Origin of the sequence: Nocardiopsis sp. NPDC101807 (assembly GCF_044766605.1) — a bacterium.
Lineage (GTDB): Bacteria > Actinomycetota > Actinomycetes > Streptosporangiales > Streptosporangiaceae > Nocardiopsis > Nocardiopsis tropica.
The window spans coordinates 122,960-143,638 of the sequence record NZ_JBIWMK010000003.1; the positions used below are offsets into that span (position 1 = coordinate 122,960).

At 69.5% G+C, this 20,679-nt stretch carries 16 protein-coding genes; 6 read left to right on the forward strand and 10 right to left on the reverse strand.

Annotation, left to right across the window (positions count from 1 at the left end):
• Positions 1–69 precede the first annotated feature (69 nt).
• Positions 70–1,212 (forward strand): acyl-CoA dehydrogenase family protein, encoded by a 1,143-nt coding sequence (locus tag ACIRPH_RS09950; protein ID WP_402911861.1) that lies wholly within the window; start codon positions 70–72, stop codon positions 1,210–1,212.
• On the forward strand, positions 1,209–2,489 hold the full coding sequence (locus tag ACIRPH_RS09955; RefSeq protein ID WP_402911864.1) for a condensation domain-containing protein: 1,281 nt from the start codon (positions 1,209–1,211) through the stop codon (positions 2,487–2,489). Before ACIRPH_RS09950 ends, ACIRPH_RS09955 begins: the two co-directional genes overlap by 4 nt.
• Positions 2,490–2,522: 33 nt before the next feature.
• Here ACIRPH_RS09955 and ACIRPH_RS09960 read toward each other — a convergent pair whose 3' ends face one another.
• From ACIRPH_RS09960 to ACIRPH_RS10000, 9 genes are all read right to left on the reverse strand, one after another.
• Positions 2,523–2,795, reverse strand: coding sequence for a phosphopantetheine-binding protein (locus ACIRPH_RS09960; protein WP_402911867.1), 273 nt, complete (start codon positions 2,793–2,795; stop codon positions 2,523–2,525).
• A 314-nt stretch (positions 2,796–3,109) separates the two neighbouring features.
• Positions 3,110–4,456, reverse strand: coding sequence for a condensation domain-containing protein (locus ACIRPH_RS09965; RefSeq protein WP_402911870.1), 1,347 nt, complete (start codon positions 4,454–4,456; stop codon positions 3,110–3,112).
• 727 nt (positions 4,457–5,183) lie between these two features.
• A complete protein-coding gene (locus ACIRPH_RS09970) occupies positions 5,184–5,621 on the reverse strand; it encodes a CoA-binding protein (protein WP_402911872.1) in 438 nt (145 codons plus the stop codon).
• Positions 5,622–5,756: 135 nt separating this feature from the next.
• Positions 5,757–9,194 (reverse strand): phosphodiester glycosidase family protein, encoded by a 3,438-nt coding sequence (locus ACIRPH_RS09975; protein WP_402911875.1) that lies wholly within the window; start codon positions 9,192–9,194, stop codon positions 5,757–5,759.
• 345 nt (positions 9,195–9,539) lie between these two features.
• Positions 9,540–10,013 carry a nitroreductase family deazaflavin-dependent oxidoreductase gene (locus ACIRPH_RS09980; RefSeq protein ID WP_402911877.1) on the reverse strand — a complete coding sequence of 158 codons (474 nt, stop codon included), beginning with the start codon at positions 10,011–10,013 and terminating at the stop codon, positions 9,540–9,542.
• Between the two features lie 461 nt (positions 10,014–10,474).
• Positions 10,475–10,624 carry a hypothetical protein gene (locus ACIRPH_RS09985; RefSeq protein ID WP_402911879.1) on the reverse strand — a complete coding sequence of 50 codons (150 nt, stop codon included), beginning with the start codon at positions 10,622–10,624 and terminating at the stop codon, positions 10,475–10,477.
• Between the two features lie 25 nt (positions 10,625–10,649).
• Complete coding sequence (locus tag ACIRPH_RS09990; protein ID WP_402911881.1) at positions 10,650–11,336, reverse strand: hypothetical protein; 687 nt, start codon at positions 11,334–11,336, stop codon at positions 10,650–10,652.
• Between the two features lie 183 nt (positions 11,337–11,519).
• The gene (locus ACIRPH_RS09995) at positions 11,520–12,020 is read right to left on the reverse strand and encodes a hypothetical protein (protein ID WP_402911884.1); all 501 of its coding nucleotides are present in this window, start codon (positions 12,018–12,020) and stop codon (positions 11,520–11,522) included.
• Positions 12,017–13,375: an MFS transporter gene (locus tag ACIRPH_RS10000; protein ID WP_402911886.1), complete on the reverse strand. Its 1,359-nt coding sequence runs from the start codon at positions 13,373–13,375 to the stop codon at positions 12,017–12,019. The genes ACIRPH_RS09995 and ACIRPH_RS10000 overlap by 4 nt, the downstream gene beginning before the upstream one ends.
• A gap of 70 nt (positions 13,376–13,445) precedes the next feature.
• Here ACIRPH_RS10000 and ACIRPH_RS10005 point away from each other — a divergent pair, with 70 nt between their 5' ends.
• Together ACIRPH_RS10005 and ACIRPH_RS10010 are read left to right on the forward strand one after the other, a co-directional pair.
• Positions 13,446–14,474 (forward strand): GlxA family transcriptional regulator, encoded by a 1,029-nt coding sequence (locus ACIRPH_RS10005; RefSeq protein ID WP_402911889.1) that lies wholly within the window; start codon positions 13,446–13,448, stop codon positions 14,472–14,474.
• 201 nt (positions 14,475–14,675) lie between these two features.
• The gene (locus ACIRPH_RS10010; RefSeq protein ID WP_402911891.1) at positions 14,676–14,966 is read left to right on the forward strand and encodes an SMI1/KNR4 family protein; all 291 of its coding nucleotides are present in this window, start codon (positions 14,676–14,678) and stop codon (positions 14,964–14,966) included.
• Here the strand turns inward: ACIRPH_RS10010 and ACIRPH_RS10015 are convergent, their stop codons facing one another.
• Positions 14,967–18,104: a CHAT domain-containing protein gene (locus ACIRPH_RS10015; RefSeq protein WP_402911893.1), complete on the reverse strand. Its 3,138-nt coding sequence runs from the start codon at positions 18,102–18,104 to the stop codon at positions 14,967–14,969.
• A gap of 623 nt (positions 18,105–18,727) precedes the next feature.
• Here ACIRPH_RS10015 and ACIRPH_RS10020 point away from each other — a divergent pair.
• Positions 18,728–19,681 carry a hypothetical protein gene (locus tag ACIRPH_RS10020; protein ID WP_402911895.1) on the forward strand — a complete coding sequence of 318 codons (954 nt, stop codon included), beginning with the start codon at positions 18,728–18,730 and terminating at the stop codon, positions 19,679–19,681.
• Positions 19,682–19,765: 84 nt separating this feature from the next.
• Complete coding sequence (locus ACIRPH_RS10025) at positions 19,766–20,410, forward strand: hypothetical protein (protein ID WP_402911897.1); 645 nt, start codon at positions 19,766–19,768, stop codon at positions 20,408–20,410.
• The last annotated feature ends 269 nt before the right edge of the window (positions 20,411–20,679 follow it).

The window sequence follows — 20,679 nt, forward strand, 5'->3', positions numbered from 1 at the left end:
CGCCGCCCGCGGACCGCAGCGGGCGGACCCGAACCACCGACCCACAGACGCACCACGCCGAGGACCCCGTTGACACTCACACACCTCACCAAGCACCAGTCCGACCGCCTCGGCGAGTTCCGCGCCTTCGCCGACGAACACCTGGCCCCCCGCGCGGACGGTTTCGACGCCGGGCAGACCCTCTCCCCCGAGGTGGTCGCCCTGCTCGCGGAGCGGGGGTACCTCGGGGCCACCGTCCCCGAGGCGCTCGGCGGCGCGGGCATGCCCATGGTCGAGTACGGACTGCTCTCGGAGCAGCTCGGCCGCGCCTGCCAGACCGTGCGCAACTTCGTGGCGTGCCAGGACATGGTCGCGCTGTCCCTGGCCAGGTGGGGCACCCCGGAGCAGCGCGACCGGTGGCTGGGGCCCATCGTCTCGGGCGGGGTCACGGCCGCGTTCGCCCTGACCGAACCCGGTGTGGGCAGCGACGCCAAAGCGGTCGCGACCACCGCGACCCGGGACGGCGAGGAGGTCGTCCTGCGGGGCGAGAAGAAGTGGATCAGCTTCGCGCAGACCGCCGACCTCTTCCTCGTGTTCGCCTCGCTCGAGGGACAGCACACCGCCTTCCTCGTGGAGCGCGACGCCCCGGGCCTGTCCGTGGAGCCCGTCCGGGGGCTGATGGGCCTGCGCGGATCCCTGCTGGGCCGCATCACCCTGGACGACTGCCGCATCCCCTCCGCCCGCCTGCTCGGCAGGGCCGGGATGGGGCTCGCCTTCGTCGCCTCCAACGCCCTCGACCTGGGCAGGTACAGCACCGCCTGGGGCGCGGTGGGCCTGGCGCAGGCCTGCCTGGAGGAGTCCGCCCGGTACGCGGGCCGGCGCGTGCAGTACGGGACCGAGATCGCCAACCACCAGCTGATCCAGCAGATGCTCGCCGACATGGCCACGGACACCATGGCCGCACGGCTGCTGTGCCACCACGCCGGCGTCAGCGTGGAACAGGGCGACCCCGACGCCGTGCACCACACCCTCATGGCCAAGTACCGGAGCTCGACCGTGGCGGTGCGGGCGGCCGACCACGCGGTCCAGATCCACGGGGCCCAGGGCATCGGCGCCGAGGCGCCCGTGCAGAGGCACTACCGGGACGCCAAGGTGCTGGAGATCATCGAGGGCACCTCCCAGATCCAGCAGACCCTGCTGAGCGGCTACGCCATGAAGGCGGCCCGCTCATGAGCGCGCGGACCGGGCCGCTCACGCACGGCCAGCTCTCCGTCCTGCGCTCCCTCGCCGTGCACGGCCCGGACGCACAGGCGGTCGCGAACCTGACCAGCGCCTGGGAGGTGCCGTTCGGGGTCGGGACCGCCCAGGTCATGGACGCCTGGCTGCGCCTGGTCGAGGCCCACGAGGGCCTGCGGAGCTCGTACACGGACGAGGGGACCCCCGCCCAGCGCGTGCACCCCTTCGAGCCGTCGCAGGTCCCGGCGGCCGAACTGGCCGAGGACACCGCGGCCGCCGCGCTGGAACTGGCCGCCGGGTACGCGGCCGAACCGATCCCGGTCGACGCGGGCCGGCCCTGGCGCGCGGCCGTGGCCACCTTCGAGGGCGAACCCCTCTACCTGGTGACCGCCATCCACCACGTCGCGGCGGACAACGCCGCGCTGGCCGTCCTGGAGGAGGATTTCGGCCGCCTCCTCCAGGGGCGGGACCCCGAGCCCGGGCCCCAGCCCCTGGACCTGGCCCTGGAGCAGCGGGAGCGCCCGGAGGCCGGCGAACGGAGCCTGCGCCACTGGACGGGGGTCTGGAAGGACCTGGGGGACCGCGATCCGGCCGACACCAGCAGGCGCCGCCGGGCCTCGGTCTACAGCCTGGAGGGCCTGGCCGCCGCCCGGAAGCTCTCGGAGGACCTGCGGGTGTCGGTCCAGTCCGTGCTGCTCGGCGTCGGCGCCCTGGCGGTCTCCCGGTTCGAGGCGCGCGACAGGCTCACCTTCGCGCTGATGGCCGCCAACCGGGTCGACGAGCGCTGGGCGAAGGTGGTCGGCTCGCTCAACCAGTACGCCCCGGTGACCGTGGCCGTCGACGAGGACTCCCACCCCCTGGACTTCCTCAGAGCCGCCTACGTGCAGTGCCTGTCGGCCTACATGCACGGCTCCTACGACGTCGACGCGCTCGCGGCGCGGCTGCGCGACCAGGGGGAGCCCGACCCCGAGCCGACCGGCTTCGCCAGGCACTTCAACTTCCTGGGCGGGGTGGACGCGGAGCCCGAGCCGGGCTCCCCCCTGCTCACCGGGGCCCAGTGGCGCGGGTCGGGCCAGCGCACCGGTGCGAACCTGCACCTGGCGATCGCCGTGGGCGAGGGGGTGCTGATCGGCGTGGGGGCCAGCGAGCGCCTCATGCCCGGCGACGGCCCGGCCAGGACGGCCGCCGCCATCGAGGCCGGGCTGATCGGCATCGCCGAGGGGTCCGCCCGGACCCTGCGGGAGGTGAGCCTGGAACCGGTGCGGCAGGTGTGAGCGCCCGGGCCCGCCCGCACCGCGGGCGGGCCGTCAGCCGGCCCGGCCGCCGAGGATCGCGCGGACCGCCGCCGCGATGTTCGCGGCGCTGGCGAAAACCTCGGGCGTCAGGAACTCGTCCGGGAATTCGATACCGAACTCGCCTTCGACCGCCACCATGACGGAGATATTGGACAGGGAATCCATCCCGGCGGCCCAGAGGTCCGATTGCGGGGTCAGCTGTTCGGTGTTCCTGAAACCGGGGAGGCCGGAAACGACCACGCCCAGAACTTTTTCGTCGGTGATTTCACGAACATCGGATCCCATGAATCGACCGCCCAACCCTCTGTGCTCCTGGCATTTCGTGTGAACAGTACTGAGCGGCCCGCAGAACTGTCAACAGCCCTTCCTCGGGGAAACAGGGGTGACGAAAGGACTTCGTGCCGGGCCGCCCTCGCGCCGTCGGCGCGGACCCGCGCACGCGGGGGCCGCCGACGGCGGCGGCACGGTCGCCGGTTCCCCGTGCCCCTCTCCGCGAGGGGGCGCGTCGGCTCCCCGGCCGTGGACACGGCGCAGGACGGACCGCGGGAACGGCCGCCCCACCCGTCCGCGCGGGCCGCGGCCGTCGGATCCCGCCCCCGCTACCGTCCGTGGACCGCCGAGAGGGCCAGGTCCACGAGCGAGCCCTGGACCGTGCGCAGGTACCGTTCCGCGAGTTCGGGCGGCAGGTAGGCCGTGTCGACGAGGAGTGAGAGGCTGCGCGGGTGCGAGGAGAGGAGGAACTGGATCTTCTCCTCGCCGTGCTCGAAAAGCCATCGGAACCGGGCGTTCCCGGCGTCGGAGAGAAGCTCCGCGGCGGGGATGTCCTCCGCTTCCGCCGGCCCGCCTCCCGGTTTGCCGATGTAGTTGATCGTGGCGTTCAATCGCACGGGGGGCACGGCCTCCTCCCTCATGCGGCGCATCTCCGGAGGCCAGTAGTAGGGGCACCGCAGCATCGAGACCGCACTGCGCTGCACCTCGCCCGCTATGTCGGACAGCTCCCGGTCCAGACGGCGCAGCACGAGAGGGAGCTCCTGTGAGTAGTGCCCCACGGCGGTCTGCGTCCTGGCGTCGTAGCGGTTGAGGGTCCGCAGCGAGAAACCGAACTCCGTCACCCCGCAGAGCCGGTGCAGGGTGGTCGCCGCGACGGCGATGAGGACCGACGAGGCGCTGACGCCCATGTGCCGGGCCACGAGGCGCGCGGCCTTGTCGGGAGCCTGCGAGAGGAGCTCGCCCATCCAGTAGCGGTTCGGCTGGGGCCGCACCCGCGCGGAATCGGGGAAGGGGCCCGCGGGGACGTCGGCCAGGCTCTCACTCAGGAACCCGTGCGCCCGCTCGAGCTTGCGCCGGCCGGCGGGTGATTCCTCGTACGCGAGCTGGTCCAGCGGCTGCCACGGGTCGGCGGGAAGGACGTCGTCGGGGTGCTGTCCTTCGAGGAGCCTGCCGGTCTGCTCGACGAGGAGGCGAAGGCCCCAGATGTCGACGACCATGTGCGAGAGGACGAGGACGAGGACCCGGGGGGCTCCGTCCCGGGTGACCACCGAGAACCTGACCGGCAACTCGGCGTCCAGGGAGAACCGCTCGCCCGCGCTCACCCGCGCGGTCTCCTCCGCCACCCGCGTGGCGTCCCCCTCCGCCTCGACCACCGCCACGGGGATCGTCCCCCGCGCGTGCGCATGTTGGACGGGCTCCCCCTCCGCGTCCACGGTGTACAGGGTGCGCAGCGAGGCGTGGCGCTCCACCAGCGCGCGGACCGCACGAAGGACCACCCCGAGCTCCGTGCCACCGGGAACGTCCACCAGGAGCTCGGAGTTGAGGTGCTCGTCGTTCGGGGCGAGGTCGGCGATGATGTCCCAGATGAAACGCTGACCGCAGGTCAGCCCGCCGTACTGCGGATCCGCGCCGCCCCACGCCTCGAAGGGGATGTCGGCGCGGCGGTCGGCGACCATGGTGGACCCTCTTCCGTCGGAGCGGGTGTCTCGTCAACGAGCGCTGCGGGGACCGGCGTTCGGACTTCGGCGAAACCCGTCGGCGCTCCGCCTTGGAAAAAGCAGGACACCGGATTCCCGGAAATAATGCCTGCGGAGAATTCTAGCAGTTCCGCCCGAAATTTCCAGGTCTTTCTTCCGCTGAGACGCACCGCCGCCTCCCGGGCACTCACTCAATGCGTGGGACGGCATAGGGCGGTCGAGAGGCGTCGACCGCGAGAGGAACGCCATGGCCACGGAGGAATACCGGGATCGAATTCTCAGAGTCACGGCTCCGGGATCGGCACGGTACCGGTCGGACGCCCTTCGAGCAATGGGGACGGCACCGCACGGGTCTGCGGTAGGGCACGGACAGGGCTGCGGGCGGGCGGATACCGCCCAGGACTTTTCCTTTACGGTGAGCGGTGGTGTTCACACTGGTCATGGGGGGCGGTCACGTCCAGCGGACCGGTGGACGCCGCATACGGCGCCCGCCGGATCGCTTCCTGCCGGGTGTGAGAAGGGCTCCGGCGCGGGAGGCCGCGGTGGCCGGACGATCCCCCGGGGCCCGCAGGGCAACACCTCACCCGCAGTGTGTGGTCACGCCAGGCGCAGGGCCCTCGGGAGGAGCCCCCACACGGGAAGACACCGCCCGGCGCGGGACGGGAGTCGTGGGAGGACGACACCCGGCCCGCCCGGGCGCCACCGCTCAGGCGCCGCGCCTGCCCCACTCGATGGCGGGGCAGGTGTCCATCACCATCGGCACACCGGCCTCCCGCGTGCGCCGGAACGCCTCCTCGTCGAGGACCCCGAGCTGGAACCACACACCGCCGGCGCCGATCGCGACGGCCTGGTCGGCGAACTCGCCGGCCGCCTCCGAACGACGGAAGACGTCGACGACGTCGATGGGTCCGACGGCGGCGGCCGCGTCGGCCAGCGTCGCGTAGGCCCTCTCCCCGAGGACCTCCTCACCCGCGGCGGCGGCCCCGGGGTGCACCGGGACGATCCGCTTGCCCCTGGCCTGCAACAGCTCCGCGATCCGGTAGGCGGTACGCCCCGGGTCGTTCGACAGGCCGACGACGGCCCAGGTCCGGGTGTCGTCGAGGAGGTGGTCGATGGTCTTCGGGTCCAGCCACGGCTCGGTCATGTCCGTGGAGAACGTCCCCGGTGCGCCACCGATTCCCGCGTCCCGGCACCGGCAGCACGGTGGGCTCGGCCGAGAGGCGGGGCGCCTCTACGGCTCCCCCGCCCCCACGTGGCCAGGGGGACGGACCTCAGGGCTTCAGGGCTTCAGGGCGATGGTGACCTGTTCGGTGACGCCGTTCACCGTGACCGCGAGATCGACCGTCCCCTCCCCCAGCGCGCTGAACCGGCCCGTCGCCGGGTCGAACGCGGCGACGTCATCGGCCCCGGCGTCCCCGGCCGGACCGATGTGGACGCCGTCGGAACCGGACCAGTCGGCGCTCACCGGGTAGAGGACCGGCACCGCGGTGCCGTCGTTGTCCACCGTCGCGGTGACCCGCACCTGCTCACCGACACCCACCGAGGCGGGCGCCTCCAGTACCAGCCCGTCCACGTGGGGGCGCAGCTCGGCCGCCACCCAGTCCTCCGTGGGATCGCCGCCGGTGTCCACGCCCCACAACGACCAGCCGGTGAAGCCGCCGTCCGCGGGACCGGCCGAGGGGTTCTTGCCGACGTTTCCGTTGACGACGTAGGGAACGCCGTCCACCCGGTCCGCGTGGAACACGCCGACGTGCGCGCCGATGAACGCCGCGCCCTTGCCGCTCCCGGACTGGAACTCGGCCAGCCAGCCCTCGACGGTGGCCGCCTCCTTGCGGTCCGACAGCTCGCTCGCCCGGGTCGGCAGCGGATCGCGCAGGGGCACGTGCTGGGCCACCACGACCGACGACACGGCGGGGTCGTCGGCCGCGCGGTCGAGCTCTTCGCGCAGCAGCGGCAGCTGCGACCAGTCGCCGGCCCGGTAGGAGAACCGCGCCGTGTCCAGGAAGACGAACCTGGTGCCGTGGTGGTCGACCACGTGCCGGGTCTGCCCGAACGCCTCCCGGAAGTTGTCCAGCGTGCCCTCGGACACCTCGTGGTTGCCCGGCACGTAGTAGTAGGGCAGCTCGCCCTCCAGCTCCTCGTCGAGGATGCGCCGGGCCAGCGCGAAGTCCTCCGGGGCGGCCTCGTCGACCAGGTCGCCGTTGACGACGAGGAACTCGGCGTCACTGGCCCGGATCTCGCGGAGCGCGCGCCGTGTCTGGGCGACGATCCCGCTGTCCGGGTCGCGGGCGACGAACTGGGCGTCGGACAGGACGGCGAACCGCCAGTCCTGGCCGGCCACGGTCGTGCCGGGCGCCACCACCGGGTCGGCGACCGGTGCGGCGGGCGGCAGGTCCACCGGCGGCGGCACCATCGCGGTCAGCCCGTCGACGACCACCTCGCCGTGGTAGCCGGCGCCCGGGTCGGTCTCGGCGAAGTAGAGGCGGCGCAGCGACAGCGGGTACTGCGTGCCCGGCGGCACCTCGAAGACCAGCTGCTGCCACCCCGGTTCGTCGAGGTACCCGGCACGCAGTGCGGGCAGCAGCTGGCCCGAGCCGTCCCAGACCTGGAGGCTGGCCCACTCCCCGTTGCCCTCGGCGTGCACCCAGGCACGCAGTTCCTGCGGCTGGCCGGGGATCTCCAGCTCCCTGCCGGGCGGCAGGACGCCGCCGGTACGGGTCCCGGTGGAGGCGGTGAAGTCGTAGGTCAGCCCCACCCCTGCGCCGTCCCGCCCCTCGGCCACGGAGACGCCTCCGTCCGCGCGCTCGCCGAAGTAGGACCAGTCGGCGGCGTCCTCGAAATCGGCGACGACGGTCTCCTCCAGGCCGACGGTGACCGCGAAGCTCGTCTCCACGCCGGCGACCCGGACGGTGGCGACCGTGGCCCCGCTGTCGGTGGCGGCCCGGACCTCGAACCGCCCGTCCTCGGTCACCGAGACCCGCGCGACGCTCTCGTCGATGTCCAGCTCGACGTCGGCCGGCTCGACCGGCGCGGCGAACCCGCGCGAGTCGTAACCGGTCACCCCGATCACCGCGGACGCCTCGGCGTCGGCGAGCCCCACACGCCCGGACGTGGTCTCGAGCCGGGCCAGCTCGCCCAGCACCGTCAACTCGATGTCCCCCGTGGCACTCCGCTGGCGGGCCGTGACGGTGGCGGTGCCCGCCGAACGCGCGGTGAACACGCCGTCCCGGTCCACCGTGCCGACCCGGTTGTCACCGGACCGCCAGTGCGGATCGGCCTGGACCGGTGCGTAGGTCTCGTCGTGACCGGCTGCGGTGAGCGTCCGCCTCAGGCCGGGGAAAACCCGGTCGGGCCGGGTCGGTGCGACATAGGCGGGGCCGTCGCCGCGTCCGGGTTCGAGCAGGGTCTGGACCCAGAAGCCGTCGAGCCGGCCGCTGCCCTCGGGGGCGAACAGGGCGAGCCCGTTGGGGACCAGGCGCTCCTCCCCGTCCGAGGGCCGGTTCTCCACCTGCACCCGCTCCGCGCCGGGCTCCCGCGCCACCATGGTGGTCGAGCCGCCGCCGTCGAGGTTGAGCGCGGTGTGCGCACCGGCCTCGACCATCATCTCGCCCAGCTCGTCCAGGCCGACGCCCTCGGCGAACGACGGCTGCCTGCCGTCGACGCTGAGCAGGTACATCCGCGATCCGTCCTCGGAGAACCCGATGGCCGTGCGCGGCGCGCCCGGGGTGTTGTTGCCCTGGCTGGCCCGCTGGACCTCACCGTCGACGACGAGCAGCTGACGGCCGTTCAGCGCGGCGCGGATCTCCTGGTCCCCGCCCGCCCGTGCCTCGTAGTCGACGGCGACCGCATCGCCCACGGCCAGGCCGGACAGCGCCTCGGCGCCGCTCTCGCGACCGACCAGGACGAAGGAATCGTCGGCGATCCCGCCCTCGCGCGGCTCCTCCACGATCTCGGCGACGACACCGTCGGTGACGACGACCTCCAGCGTCTCCGTCGCCCCCTCGACCGCCCGGCACCGGCAGTACGTCCCCCACAGCGGGGTGAACGCGGCGATCCCTCCGGCCTCCAGCGCCGGTTTGTTGATCGCGTCCAGCGACGGCGCCTCTCCGCTCGGCAGCTCGACGGTCCCCTCGAAGAACACCTCGCCGATCGAGCCGAGCCCGTCGGGCGTGAAGACCGCCGCCGACCCGCGGTAGTCGCCGGTGGCCGGGGACTGGATCACCTCACCGCCCTGCACGGCCACGCCCTGCGGCGCACCGGAGGCGTTGATGTCGAAGAAGTCGCCGTTGACCGCGGCAACCGCCCCGGCCCGGTCCGCCTGGACGCTCAACGGCTCCCGCTCCGTCACCCGGCCGGGGAACAGGTAGTCGACACTGACCCCGCCGGTGAGGTCGGCGGTCAACAGGTCGGCCTGCAACCAGGTGGGCGTCCCGGTGTAGCCGTCCGGCCCGTAGGCCTCGAACGAGTTCAGCGTGACACCGGGGGCGACCGGGCGCTCGGCGTCGAACGTCTCCAGCCGCGGCTCAAGATCCTCGACCGTGGCGACCGAACCGCCCGGCGGGATCTCGACGGTCTCGCTGAACCCGGTGTGCTCGCGCGGGTCCTCGCGCGCCGTGCTCGCCTGGGCGACCGGGGCGAGGGAGAGGGTGAGCACTAGGACGGAACCCGCGGCCACCGCGGTACCCGTGCGTGAGCGGATCGACCACCGGCGAATCATGGGAAGCCTCCGTGCGGCTCGGGGGAGAGCGGAGAGCCCTGTGCGTTGACTTCCTACCATCAAGCCGATCGTCTGTGTAGGAAGTGAACGGACCCCGAATCCTGTTCATCTCCCCGGCCGGCACCGTCCACGCGGAGGCCTGACCAGCGGACACGCCAGTCGGCCCTCGGCGTCGAAACGGTCCCCGGGCAGGGCCGCCCGCCTCCAGATTTCACCTGAAGACAGCACGTTGGCCATACGGAGTCCCACCGCACGCGCCAGTCCCACGCGTCCCCCGGGGCGCGGCAGTGCGGGCGCTCCGTGGCGCCGCCTGCTGAGGCGGTCCGCACCGGAGCCGAGGAGTCCTCAGGCGGAGACAGGCGTCAGCCGGAACACGGGGATGAGGCGGTCCGTGCGCCGTGCGTACAGGGCGTAGTTGGGCCAGACCACGCACATGAGCGCCCAGGCCCGGTCACGCTCGTGCGACATGAGCTCCTCTGCCTCGACCTCGACGCTCCGCCCCGACTTCTCCACGAGGGCGGTGGGGGCCGCCCGGAGGTTGTGCGCCCACTGAGGCGTCCTGGGCGCGCCGAAGGACGAACCGGCGACGAGCAGATGCGCGCCGTCGCGAACACACAGCAGGGGCGTCCTGCGCGGCTCACCGCTGATCCGTCCGCTGACCGTGAGCATGATGTTCGGCAGGCCGGCGACGTCGAGCACCCCGATGTACCCGCGGCTGACCCGCTGGAGGCCCCGGTCGAGCCGGGTGATCCAGGGCAGCAGCCTCGGCATCCACGAGATGGCGCCGATCCGCACGGCGAGCGGGGTCAACAGTCCCATGGCCGCATCGTACGGGCGGCGCACTCGCGTCCACCATGTTCCACGCCGCCGCGGAGAACCGGCCCCGGATCGCGGACACGAGCCCCTCTCCGAAGCCGCTCCCCGAGGAGGACGGTTGACGGAAGGCAATGTCGGCACACGTCGGCGCCGGGTTCGCCCGGCTCTCCACCACCATCCGATGCCGCCCCACCGGCTGGGCAGACGTGCTCTTCGGCGCCCTTGATGGGGCACACCAGACAGTGAGACCATGACAGCCCCTGCCGCACTCCGCCTTCGTCTCACCTGAGAATTCTCTGTCCATTGATGACCATGCGCGTGCGGCCTGTGTGCATCAAAATTCCGAACCAGCGAACCAGTCGGGAAACCGGCGCCGCCATAGCCCAACAAGGACACACACCATAATATCAAGAGAAGAAGCCGTAGATCTCGCCAGGGAATTCTTTGCGGATGCCATCAGCAAGTCAACGATCCAGGAAGGGATCATCTCCGAGCGAGACATTTTCTTCCACGAAAATTACGCCATCATCCCCTGGGACTCCGCCGCCTTCCTCAAAGAGGGAAAGTGGGAGGATCGCCTGATCGGCAACGTCCCCATCGAGGTCGACAGGCAAACTGGGGTGTGTAAATTCATTGGCATCAGGAGAGTACTTGATTATCGGGATCTCGGCTTCCCTGTTTAGAGTTCGCCTCAAAAGACCCACGAGGCGACCCTGAACCGACATGGTCACGTAACGTGAGCGATGCGCCCCCTGATGGACCCCAGGGGATCGTCCAACCTCCACTGCCACACCCGAAGACCGGCCACGCCCGCCGACCAGAGAGCGGCAATGACCACCGTGCCTTTTTCCAGGCCTCGGGTTTCTCCTGGAAAAAGCCCGGCGGCCAGCTCGGCGGCACTTGGCGATCGGCTGGCTGACACCCGTAGAGTTCGAGAAGAAACGACCGGGCACCGTGGCTTGAAAATCCGAAAACACGGTTCCACCGAAGCCGATACATGCCAGAGCCTTCAATAAACCCGGCACGAGACAGGGACTCGATGCCGACGACCTGGTTGAGTTCGTCCAACCCCTCCCCTGCCGGGGAGGGACCGGGGCGCCGCTCAGAACCCGAACAGCAGACGTAGACGTTCAGCTCGACGTCGGCGTCCTCCTGTTCCACAAGGCGGCTGTTGACCACCTGGATCGTGATCTGATCCTCCACGGCGAAGAAGGGGCCGTCATCGGTGAGGTGCCCGTATTCTCCTTCGTACTCCTTGGGGCCTTCGCAGTAGATACAGCCCCAGTAGTAGTCGCGGACGGAGTGGAGCACGGGATCGGTCGCCATGTCCACCGAATGTGCGGCACCGCAGAGGCACTTCGCAGCGCACAGCCGGAACCGGACCCGGCGCTCAGAGACCCCGGGAACGAGACCTGGACTGGGACCGTGCTCTGCGCGGCCTCGCGAACGGGCGTCCGCCGAGGTCCCCGTGAGGCGCTATCGGGCGTCCTTCGCATCCGACGGCCGCGGTCATGCCCCCTGGCTCTCCCGCCCCGCCCTCATGAGCACGCGCACATGGCGGACCCACGTCACCGTCAGACCTCCGACGGCCGCCGCGGACCCCGCGAGGAGAACCGAGGACAGCATCCACTCGCGCGAGCCGTCCGGTCCGTAGACCCGGTTCCCGGCCCCCACGTCGACCGCCGGAACCTCCTCGCCCTCCCGACAGGTGTCGCGTCCGGCGGCGTGCAGGTAGACGCCGCGCGCCTCTCCGCCGGAGTCCGGTGTGTAGCGGCCGTGGCAGGTGCACGACTCGTGCCCGGGGTGTTGGACGCAGCTGAGAGCGGACACGGTGAACACCCCCGGGGTCCCTTCGCCCCGCGCCGCTCTCAGGCTCTGGTCGAGCCCGGCGGAGCCCACGTAGGCCACTCCCGCGACCAGGAGCAGCAGCACGAGGGAGAACGCCGGCGAGGGCCTGCGCCGGGCCCCGGCCTCTCCGGGGGATGCGGCGTTCCCGTCCACGGTGCTCACGTCCCGGCCTGTTCGTGGTCGTTGCACGGGTCCACGGTCCGCGCCCCGCCGGGAGCTGGATCGTTCCCACCGCCGCGGGCGATCCGGAGGGCGAGGACCGCCGCGACGGCGCACAGTACGGCCGCCATGCACCACACCGGTCCGTAGCCCCCGGTCACGTCACGGGTGAAGCCGCCGAAGACCGCCATGGCGCCGGCGCCGGCCTGGTGGACGGCGTTGACTCCCCCGAAGACGATCGCGCCGTCCGCGCCGAACACCCGGCGGCAGAGCAGGATGGTCGGGGGCACGGTCGCCACGTCCAGCAGACCGAAGACCACGACGAAGGCGATGAGAGCGGCGCCGGCGTCGGGTCCGAACAGAGCGGGGAGCGCGGCCAGGAGCACGGCCCGGCCGAGGTAGTAGGCGACCAACAGTCCGCGCGGATCGAAGCGGTCGGTGAGCCAGCCGGACGCGACGGTGCCGACCAGGGAGAACACGCCGATGGTCGAGACCAGCGCCGCCGCGACGGTCACGGCCATCCCGTGGTCCTGGGCTGCGGGCACGAAGTGGGTCCACATGATCCCGTTGGTGGTGGCGCCGCACGCCGCGCACGTCCCGGCGAGGATCCAGAACTGCCGGCTGAGCGCGGCGTCGCGCAGGACCCGGACGGTTCGGCGGGCCGCGCCCCGCTCCGCCCTCGGCCTGGCGACGAAGGACGCGGCTCCGTAGGGGCGCTGTCCCACGTCGGCGGGGTGGTCGCGCAGGACCAGGGCGACGAGGAGCACCATCACGGACGCGGTCAGGGCCAACGTCACGACGGCCGGACGCCACCCCTGGTGGTCGACGATCCACGCGAGCGCGGGCAAGAAGACCAGCTGGCCGAACGCGCTAGCTCCGGTCAGCGCGCCGATGACCAGTCCCCGGCGCTCGACGAACCAGTTGTCGGCGACGGTGGCGGCGAAGGTCATCGCCAGTGATCCCGTGCCCGCGCCGACGAGGAGGCCCCAGTAGAGGGTCAGCTGCCAGGGAGCGGTCATCACCGTGGTCAGTCCGGCCCCGGCGATGACGGTCGCCAGGGCGGCCAGGGCGATGCGGCGGATGCCGAACCGGTCCATCAGCGCCGCCGAGAAAGGGGCGATGAGGCCGTACACGACCATGTTGACCGAAGCGGCGGCACCGATCGACCCGCGCGACCACTCGTACTCGGTGTGCAGGGGGTCCACGAGGAGGCCGGGCACCGCGGCGAAGGCCGCCGCGGCGAGGATGGTCGCGCCCGCCACGAGGGCGATCAGCCAGGCCCGGTGGACCCGTGCGGGTGCCCGTACGGCGTTGGAGGCGGTCTTCCCGGTGCTCCTGGAGGGGCTCGTCGAAGTCATGCGTCCAGACTCCTGTGGAGGACCCCACGCCGACAGTGGCCCGAAAGCCAACATAGGAAAGAATCCGGCCATGACCGCTTTCGTCCAGCCGGACCGCCACCGCGTGGCCGTGCTCGCCCGGCACGGCCTGCTGCCCATCGAGACGGGGATCGTCCACCGGCTCTTCGGACGGGCCGTCGGAACCGACGGCCGCCCCCTCTACGAGGTCGTGACCTGTGCCGTGGAACCGGGTGTGATCACCACGGACACCGACTTCACCCTGAACGTCCGCCACGGACCCGAGGCCGTCGACGAGGCGGACACGGTGATCCTGCCCGCGGCGCAGGAGGACTACGTGGAGCGCCCGCACGACCCGATCTCCCCGGCCCTGGCAGCGGTCTTCGACCGCGTCCCCGAGCACGCACGGATAGCCTCCATCTGCACGGGCGCGTTCGTGCTAGCCGCCCTCGGTTTCCTGGAGGGCTGCCGGGTCACCACGCACTGGCAGTCCGCCGGGTACTTCCGCGCGATGTACCCGCACATCGACCTGGACCCCGACGTGCTGTACACCGACAACGGCCGCGTGCTGACCGCCGCCGGGGTCGCCTCCGGAATCGATCTCAGCCTGCACATGATCCGCGCCGACCACGGCTCCTCCGTCGCCAACGAGGTAGCCCGGCACACGGTGGTGCCGCCGCACCGCGACGGTGGGCAGGCCCAGTACATCCGCCACCCCGTGCCCGATCCCGAGCGGTCCTCGACCTCCCGCGCGCGGGCCTGGGCCCTGGACCACCTCCACCTCCAGCCGAGTCTGGGCGACATGGCCGACCGGGAGGCGATGAGCGTGCGCACGTTCACGCGCCGCTTCCGTGACGAGGTGGGCCGATCACCGGGCCAGGGGCTCGCCCAGCAGCGGCTCGACCGGGCCAGACAGCTCCTGGAGGAGTCGGACCTGTCGGTGGACCGGGTCGCGCACGCAGCCGGTTTCGGCACCTCGGCGTCGCTGCGCCAGCACATGCACGCGGGGCTCGGGGTGTCCCCCAGCGCCTACCGCCGCACCTTCCAGGGGGCGCGGACACGGAGTCCTGATCCCCGGGCCGACGGCGGTGACGACGCCTGAAGGGCTCCAGGGCACGCGGGTTCGGCGGGTCGCGCGCAAGATGCTGCCCCGTGGGCGGAGAACCGGCAAGCGGGTTCGGTCTCCCGGGTCCGGCGGGGGCGATCCCGGCGCCCGGCCCGGCGTGCAGCACACGGTGCCGCTCGCCTCGACGCACCGGCCTTCCCGTACCGCCTGTGCCTCCCCTGGGCTACGCTTCGGCCCGTGCGAGCAACCATCTGGAACGGTGTCCGTGAACGGGTCGAAGCCCTGGCCCGACAGGACCGGGCGAGCGACGTCTTCGGCGCCCGGGACGAGCACGGCGTGACAGGACACCGTTTCCGGCTCGCCGCCCCGCTGACGGAGCGGGAGGTCGCCTCCGCGGAAACCCTGTGGGGTGTCTCGCTGCCGGCAGACTACCGCGGCTTCCTGCTCGAGGTGGGCGCCGGTGGCGCCGGGCCGGGGTACGGACTCGACTCCCTGCACCGAACTGTCTCGTGCCGGGTGTCGGCATGATCACGCCCCGGCATGAAGGTAGCCGGCCCACAAGGACGGCACCCGTGGCAGACGATCCCGCAACGCCCGCATCGCGATGTGAAGTGCGCAAGCGGAGCGCTCGGGCTCGATACCGTGGGTACCCGCCCGCAATTCGGCGTAAAAGGCATCCGCGACCGTGACCGCAGTCTCGTCATCAATCTCCCAAAGCGTACCGATGACATGGGGAAAGCCTGCGATCTGAAGGGCAGCGGTCAGATGGATCGGTTCATCAGCCAGGGAGCCGATCTCCACCACCGTGGTCCGGCAGGCCGAAAGGTAGGCCAGTTCCGCCCGATCCAAGTGGACCGCTCCCAGTTCGGCCACAGTCAAGGGGGCCTCCTGGTGGTCGCACAACAGCAGTCTGCTGCGCGAGGGGTCCTCCCGGTCACTGTCACCATGGCAGGCGAAATGGGCAACGGTGCAGTTGGCCAGCCGTTCCAGCACTCGCTGGCGAGTCGGAGCGGCGGAAAGCGGCACAGACGAATCCCCAGTACGGTCTGGCCCGGCCAACAGCGCAGCGTCAGGCAGATGGGCCTGCACAACAGAGACCTCGTCAAGGACATGTTCGAGGTCGGCATAGTCTGGCGTGGTCGGCATGGCGACGATCAGGGGCCGGACCGGTTTGCGCGTCCCGTGCTCCGTTTCCTCCCTGCGTCGGGCCTTCTGCTCCCGAGCGTGGCGCAGCGCCCGTACAGTCGGCGTATAGGACGAGACCACCCGGTCCATGACGGTGCGCCTCAGCGGCATCTCCCGCGCATCGGCATGGTAGCCGGCAGCATGCAGCGGGAGTTGAGCCAGTGGTCCTCCCGGTACCCACCACACCCGAGGCCACTCCGAGCCCCCAACATGCTGTTCCCGGTACCCCAGGGCCTCCAGCACAGGCCCGGCGACCACGTCCCACAGCCACTCCAGAGTGCCCGTCAACACGGCTTGGGCGCGACGCCGGCGGGCGACGCCACCGGGAGCGTTTGCCTGGAGCAGTGCCTCTCGGAAAGCTTGACTGCGGTGGAGCACGTCCTTGGCGGTGAGTTCTGGAAGTCTCAGCGCTTGGACGCCCGAGCCGGTGAGCAGTATGGCGTCGCTCCGATAGCGGCTGATATTGACCACCGCTATCGGTCCTGCCCAAGTCTCGGACAGCAGGTGGTCGAGAGCAGGTGGGAGCCCAAAGAAGGAGAGGCCCGGCAGTCCCCGGATTTCCTCCAGGAGAACGCCGAACTCGGTCGCCAGCCTCTGCCGTTCGGCCACTGCCCGTTCGGAGCCGAACAGCGCCTTACCGTCCCAGGTTTCCAGAGGGCCGGTGTCCACGGGCTCCAAGGGTCGGTCGAGCCTGTCTCGCAATTCGGTGAAGCGCGCGGCGATCACAGGGTGCTGCCGCCGTAAATCGGTCAGGTCGCTGCGGACGTCAAGAGCTTGTCCAAGCAGCACGGCCCTGCCCGCTTCCAAGAGTCGAAGTGCCCGTGCCGCCCGTCCCTCAGCGTTTCCGTGCGATGTGGCCAAGGCCAGTGAGGCTGCCTCGGCTGCCAGTCCGGGGAATGCTCCGAGCCCGTGCTGCTGGTCACCTCGATCAAGTCGACGCGGAGCAAGTCGAGGCAGCAATTGCACAGCCGCTTCCGCTATGTCGGCAGCGGCGTCGGAATTGGTTCGCGCCAACTCCCGGGAAGCGCTCCATGCCGCTAGAATGCGTTGATGTGTCGGTGCAGTGTCCACTTCCAAAGCTTGGGTCCAGGCTTGGACTGCGGCGTGAAGGTCTGCTGTGCTGGCACCCCGGAGATTGTCGCGCCGATCGCGGAGAATGGTAAAAAATCTCTCGTGCAGGGCTGCGCCCAGATCGGTGAGGTACCAGGCCCGGTCGGGATGATCGACAGAGGTCTCCTGTAATGCCTGTCTCAGCAAAGGGATCGCGGAGTCCAGATCTTCCGGGGCGACGGTATGCGCGGCTCGGGTTCGCAGGGCACCCGCGAGCACGGAGAGGTGCCGTGCACGATCGAGGTTTCCAGGCGGGGAGAGGCGCACGGCCTCCCGGCACAAGTCGAGGGCTTCATCCAGGTCAGTGTGCTCTCCACTTTGAGAGAACCGCCCCAGCAATGCCGCCCCGAGGTTGGACAGGTGCCCCGCCCGGTCAGGAGCGTCGGTCGGCGTGACCTTCACCGTCTCCCTCAGTGCATCCAAGGCGCGACCCGAATCGCCGACCGCGCCCCATCGGTCGTACCGGGTACTCAGCGCGATTCCCAGCGCGGAGAGCACGGCCGCCCGTTTCGAGGATCCCGGCGGGATAAGACGGGCCGCCTCCCCCAGATATGCGATGGCAGCGTCCAGGTCCACTGATGTGCCCAGCAAACCGGACCGCCGACGCAAGGCGTTCCCCAGGTTGACCAGAGGACCGACGCGCCTGGGGTCGTTCTCCGGCGTGACCGCCACGGCTCTCCGCAACTGTTCGACAGCGGCGTCCAAATCGGCGAGGTTCCCGGTCCGCTCCCACCGGCTCATCAGGCAGATACCGAATTTGGAAACACGAGCGGGAAAATAGTAATCAACAGGAGATGTCGATTCCATAATCTCTGGGAAAAGTTCGAGCGCGGCATGCAAATCTTCTATTTTCCCATCTCGATCATATCGGGTGTGCAACGCGACCACGAGATTAGAAAGGAGCAATGGACGATCAGGGGAGTCCGCAGGAGTTGCGCGCGTGATGCGCTGCCACAAGGCGACGGCATCGCTTGCCTCAGCCGAGTTGGACGAGTTCATGGCGCCCTGAAGAACCTGCTCCGCTTCCCAGGAGACTTGCTGGGCGATCCGGGGCAAGAGCTTCGAGGGCACACCGGCGACACGACCAAAGCGCAGGCAACGCGTGAAGGCCTCGATGGCGGCGGACTCCTCCGCGAACCTTTGGTCCTCCGGTAGAGCTTGTGCCCTATACCATCGAATCCTTCCCAACTCCATGCGGATATCCAGATTGTTTATGTCGACGTGGAGCAGCAACGCCAGCCTCTTGATCTCCTGAGAGGATTCGGGTTCCAAGGCGATCGACAAATCTCCACTCGCCTCAATCTTTCCCACCCGCATGCGTACGGCCGCCAGCAACTCTTCCCGCATTCCCCACACCTCGCCATCGGACACAGGAAAGATGTTACGGGACCGCTCCTCGAGGGGCGATGCAGGTGGACCGACCCCACGGCCACACGCCACTGGCAGGGACTGCCCACCGGCCATCTCGAACCCGATGACCACAACCGGTCAATAATGATCTTACCCATCCAGGACAATGGCATATGTGATAAGCATCCAGCGGAATCAACGGCTATCCGGGAAGCGGGCAGTGGATGACAAGTGACGAGGCACGACGTAGGGCCGAGCAGGTAGCCATCGTGTGCGCCCACATCGACGACATCCAAGAGGATCTGCGTGAGATTCGCGACGGGGATGATGGCCCGCTCGAAGCAGTCCTGGCGGCGACCCGAAACGGCCGAGACATCGCCGCCTCGTTGAAGGAGCTGCATACGGCACTGCAGGCTGGCGGGGACGCCCTCGGGCTCCGCGGATACTCGGAAGGAGGATCGGGCAACCGCGGGCCTCAGCCGATCGGGATCAACGGTGACCTCGCGAGCGCCGGACAAGGTCATGAGATCACTTACGTCTGTCCTGCAGACCGATGCACGCGATACTGGTGGCCGCAAGGCGCGGAACCAGTGCCACGCTGCGCCATCAACGGCACCTCGCTGCGCCGCGAACGGCTCTAGCACATGAACAGCCTTCTGACAGAGTTGGGCAAGAAGCTCGTTGATCAGTGGATGTCGCTGTTGGTTCTGCCCGGTGCCCTTTACCTTGCTGTGGCGGTGGCGGGCAGGTCTGTCGGCCATGCCCATGCGCTCTCCCTCGGCCGGCTCACAGACCAGATCACCGATTGGGCGGGGTCAGCGTCCGTGAGCACGATCAGCGGACAGGTCATCCTGTTGGCGGCGGTTCTAGCAGGGTCGGCGTCAGTGGGTCTGACCGCCCAAATACTCGGCTCGATGATCGAGAAATCGTCCTTAGCGGCCGACTGGTGGACCTGGCCCGCACCACTGCGCGCCACAGCGCACAGATTGACTGCATACCGACAACGCCGCTGGCGCACGGCCGCGGCAGCTTGGCATCGACACCGCGAAAAAGCCGCCCGTTCCCTCACCATGGGACAGCGACTAGACCCCACGGAGAGACGGGCGGCTAAGGCTGCCATGCTGCGGATCGCGGCCGAGTACCCGGATCGGCCCACTTGGTGCGGGGATCGCGTGCACGCAGTGGCCGTTCGCATGGATCGCGATCATCATGTGGATCTGGCGGTCGTCATGCCCCATCTGTGGTTGGTGCTGCCGGAGGAGGTTCGTGCCGAGATCACCGCGGCCCGCCAGGCCCTCACCCGAGCCACCACCTTGACAGCATGGGCGATCCTCTATGGTGCGCTCACCATCTGGTGGTGGCCTGCGGCACTCATTGCGACCGGAATTGTGATGACCGGTTGGTGGCGTATCCGCGCCTCAGTGAATGTCTACGCGACTCTGTTGGAGGCCACCACCCGGATTCACTCCAGGAACCTGGCGGAGCACCTCGGCTTGGACCCTCCCCCTTCGTTGACCCCTGAAACCGGTGATACTCTCACGCGCTTGCTCACCCCGGGCGTGCCCTCACCATCGACATTCAACGAGGTCAGGGACTGACGGCGCATGTCATGCTGGGAAATCCGATTTCCTGGCAGGACTCCCCTTGGTCCATCGAATCGAAGTCAGGATAAGGTCGAGCACATGACTGAAAACCAGCACAACGCCGTGTTTCCGATACCACAGCCGAACGTGCAACGCCATAAGGACGCCATTTTCCCCCTATGGCTGGATGGCTGGGAAAAGTACAGCACTTGGGGCTTCGACACACGAGTGGCTTCGTACTTCGCTGTGCTGTACCGCAACACCGATGACCCCAACGAACAACCCACGGTCTGGTTGTCGGGTGTCATGGAGCGCTATCACCTCGCCCCCTTGCTGTTCGCCCGGATCGTTCAGGCAACCGGCGAGTCCGCGACCACGGTGTATGAGGCAATGCTGACCGACCTCCCAGATGGAGTGCCCGACGTCTACCGCTTGCCAACCGACCCTCTGGCCCCAGGTGTAGCCCTGGCGGATGTGGAAACCGAACTTGACCGACTGCTGTTGCGCTTCGGTGGCGACGAGACCAAGGCCGGTGAAATCGATGCTCTTCAGTGGGTACTGGGCCAACAGCCGGACTCGCCTACAGGGACCGTTCACCGAGGCGACCTGAGGCCGTCACCGATCGAGATTGCCGCAGAAGCATGGGCGGCGAGTGCCGCGATCTACCAAAGCGGCGCACCGCCCCGTGTGGTTGGCGCGGAGAACGCCCTCCACTGGTCCGCGGGGTGGATGCCAGACCTCTGATGAGGCGTCGGACCTCAGCCCACACAGGTGTTCACACGCAGGACCAGTCATCGGTGGGCGTCCTCAGTGACATGTTCGTCTGGTCCGACGAAACCGCTGAAAAAGGAAATCGCTCCTGCGGCCAGAGCACCGAGAGGCCGTGACCACTGAAAACGGAAACGCTTGAGTTCTCTTAGCCCAGCATAAAGGGATGATTCAGGTGGCCTGAAGTCGGTTGCATCCGAACTCGAACATGAAAAAGGACATCAGAAGCTTTTCAGGATCCGCAT

Excerpts from the sequence above, each read along its gene's own strand:
- ACIRPH_RS09955 (WP_402911864.1), top strand. The coding sequence starts at position 1,209 with ATGAGCGCGCGGACCGGGCCGCTCACGCACGGCCAGCTCTCCGTCCTG.
- ACIRPH_RS09960 (WP_402911867.1), bottom strand. The coding sequence starts at position 2,795 with ATGGGATCCGATGTTCGTGAAATCACCGACGAAAAAGTTCTGGGCGTG.
- ACIRPH_RS09965 (WP_402911870.1), bottom strand. The coding sequence starts at position 4,456 with ATGGTCGCCGACCGCCGCGCCGACATCCCCTTCGAGGCGTGGGGCGGC.
- ACIRPH_RS09970 (WP_402911872.1), bottom strand. The coding sequence starts at position 5,621 with ATGACCGAGCCGTGGCTGGACCCGAAGACCATCGACCACCTCCTCGAC.
- ACIRPH_RS09975 (WP_402911875.1), bottom strand. The coding sequence starts at position 9,194 with ATGATTCGCCGGTGGTCGATCCGCTCACGCACGGGTACCGCGGTGGCC.
- ACIRPH_RS09980 (WP_402911877.1), bottom strand. The coding sequence starts at position 10,013 with ATGGGACTGTTGACCCCGCTCGCCGTGCGGATCGGCGCCATCTCGTGG.
- ACIRPH_RS09990 (WP_402911881.1), bottom strand. The coding sequence starts at position 11,336 with ATGGCGACCGATCCCGTGCTCCACTCCGTCCGCGACTACTACTGGGGC.
- ACIRPH_RS10000 (WP_402911886.1), bottom strand. The coding sequence starts at position 13,375 with ATGACTTCGACGAGCCCCTCCAGGAGCACCGGGAAGACCGCCTCCAAC.
- ACIRPH_RS10005 (WP_402911889.1), top strand. The coding sequence starts at position 13,446 with ATGACCGCTTTCGTCCAGCCGGACCGCCACCGCGTGGCCGTGCTCGCC.
- ACIRPH_RS10020 (WP_402911895.1), top strand. The coding sequence starts at position 18,728 with ATGAACAGCCTTCTGACAGAGTTGGGCAAGAAGCTCGTTGATCAGTGG.
- ACIRPH_RS10025 (WP_402911897.1), top strand. The coding sequence starts at position 19,766 with ATGACTGAAAACCAGCACAACGCCGTGTTTCCGATACCACAGCCGAAC.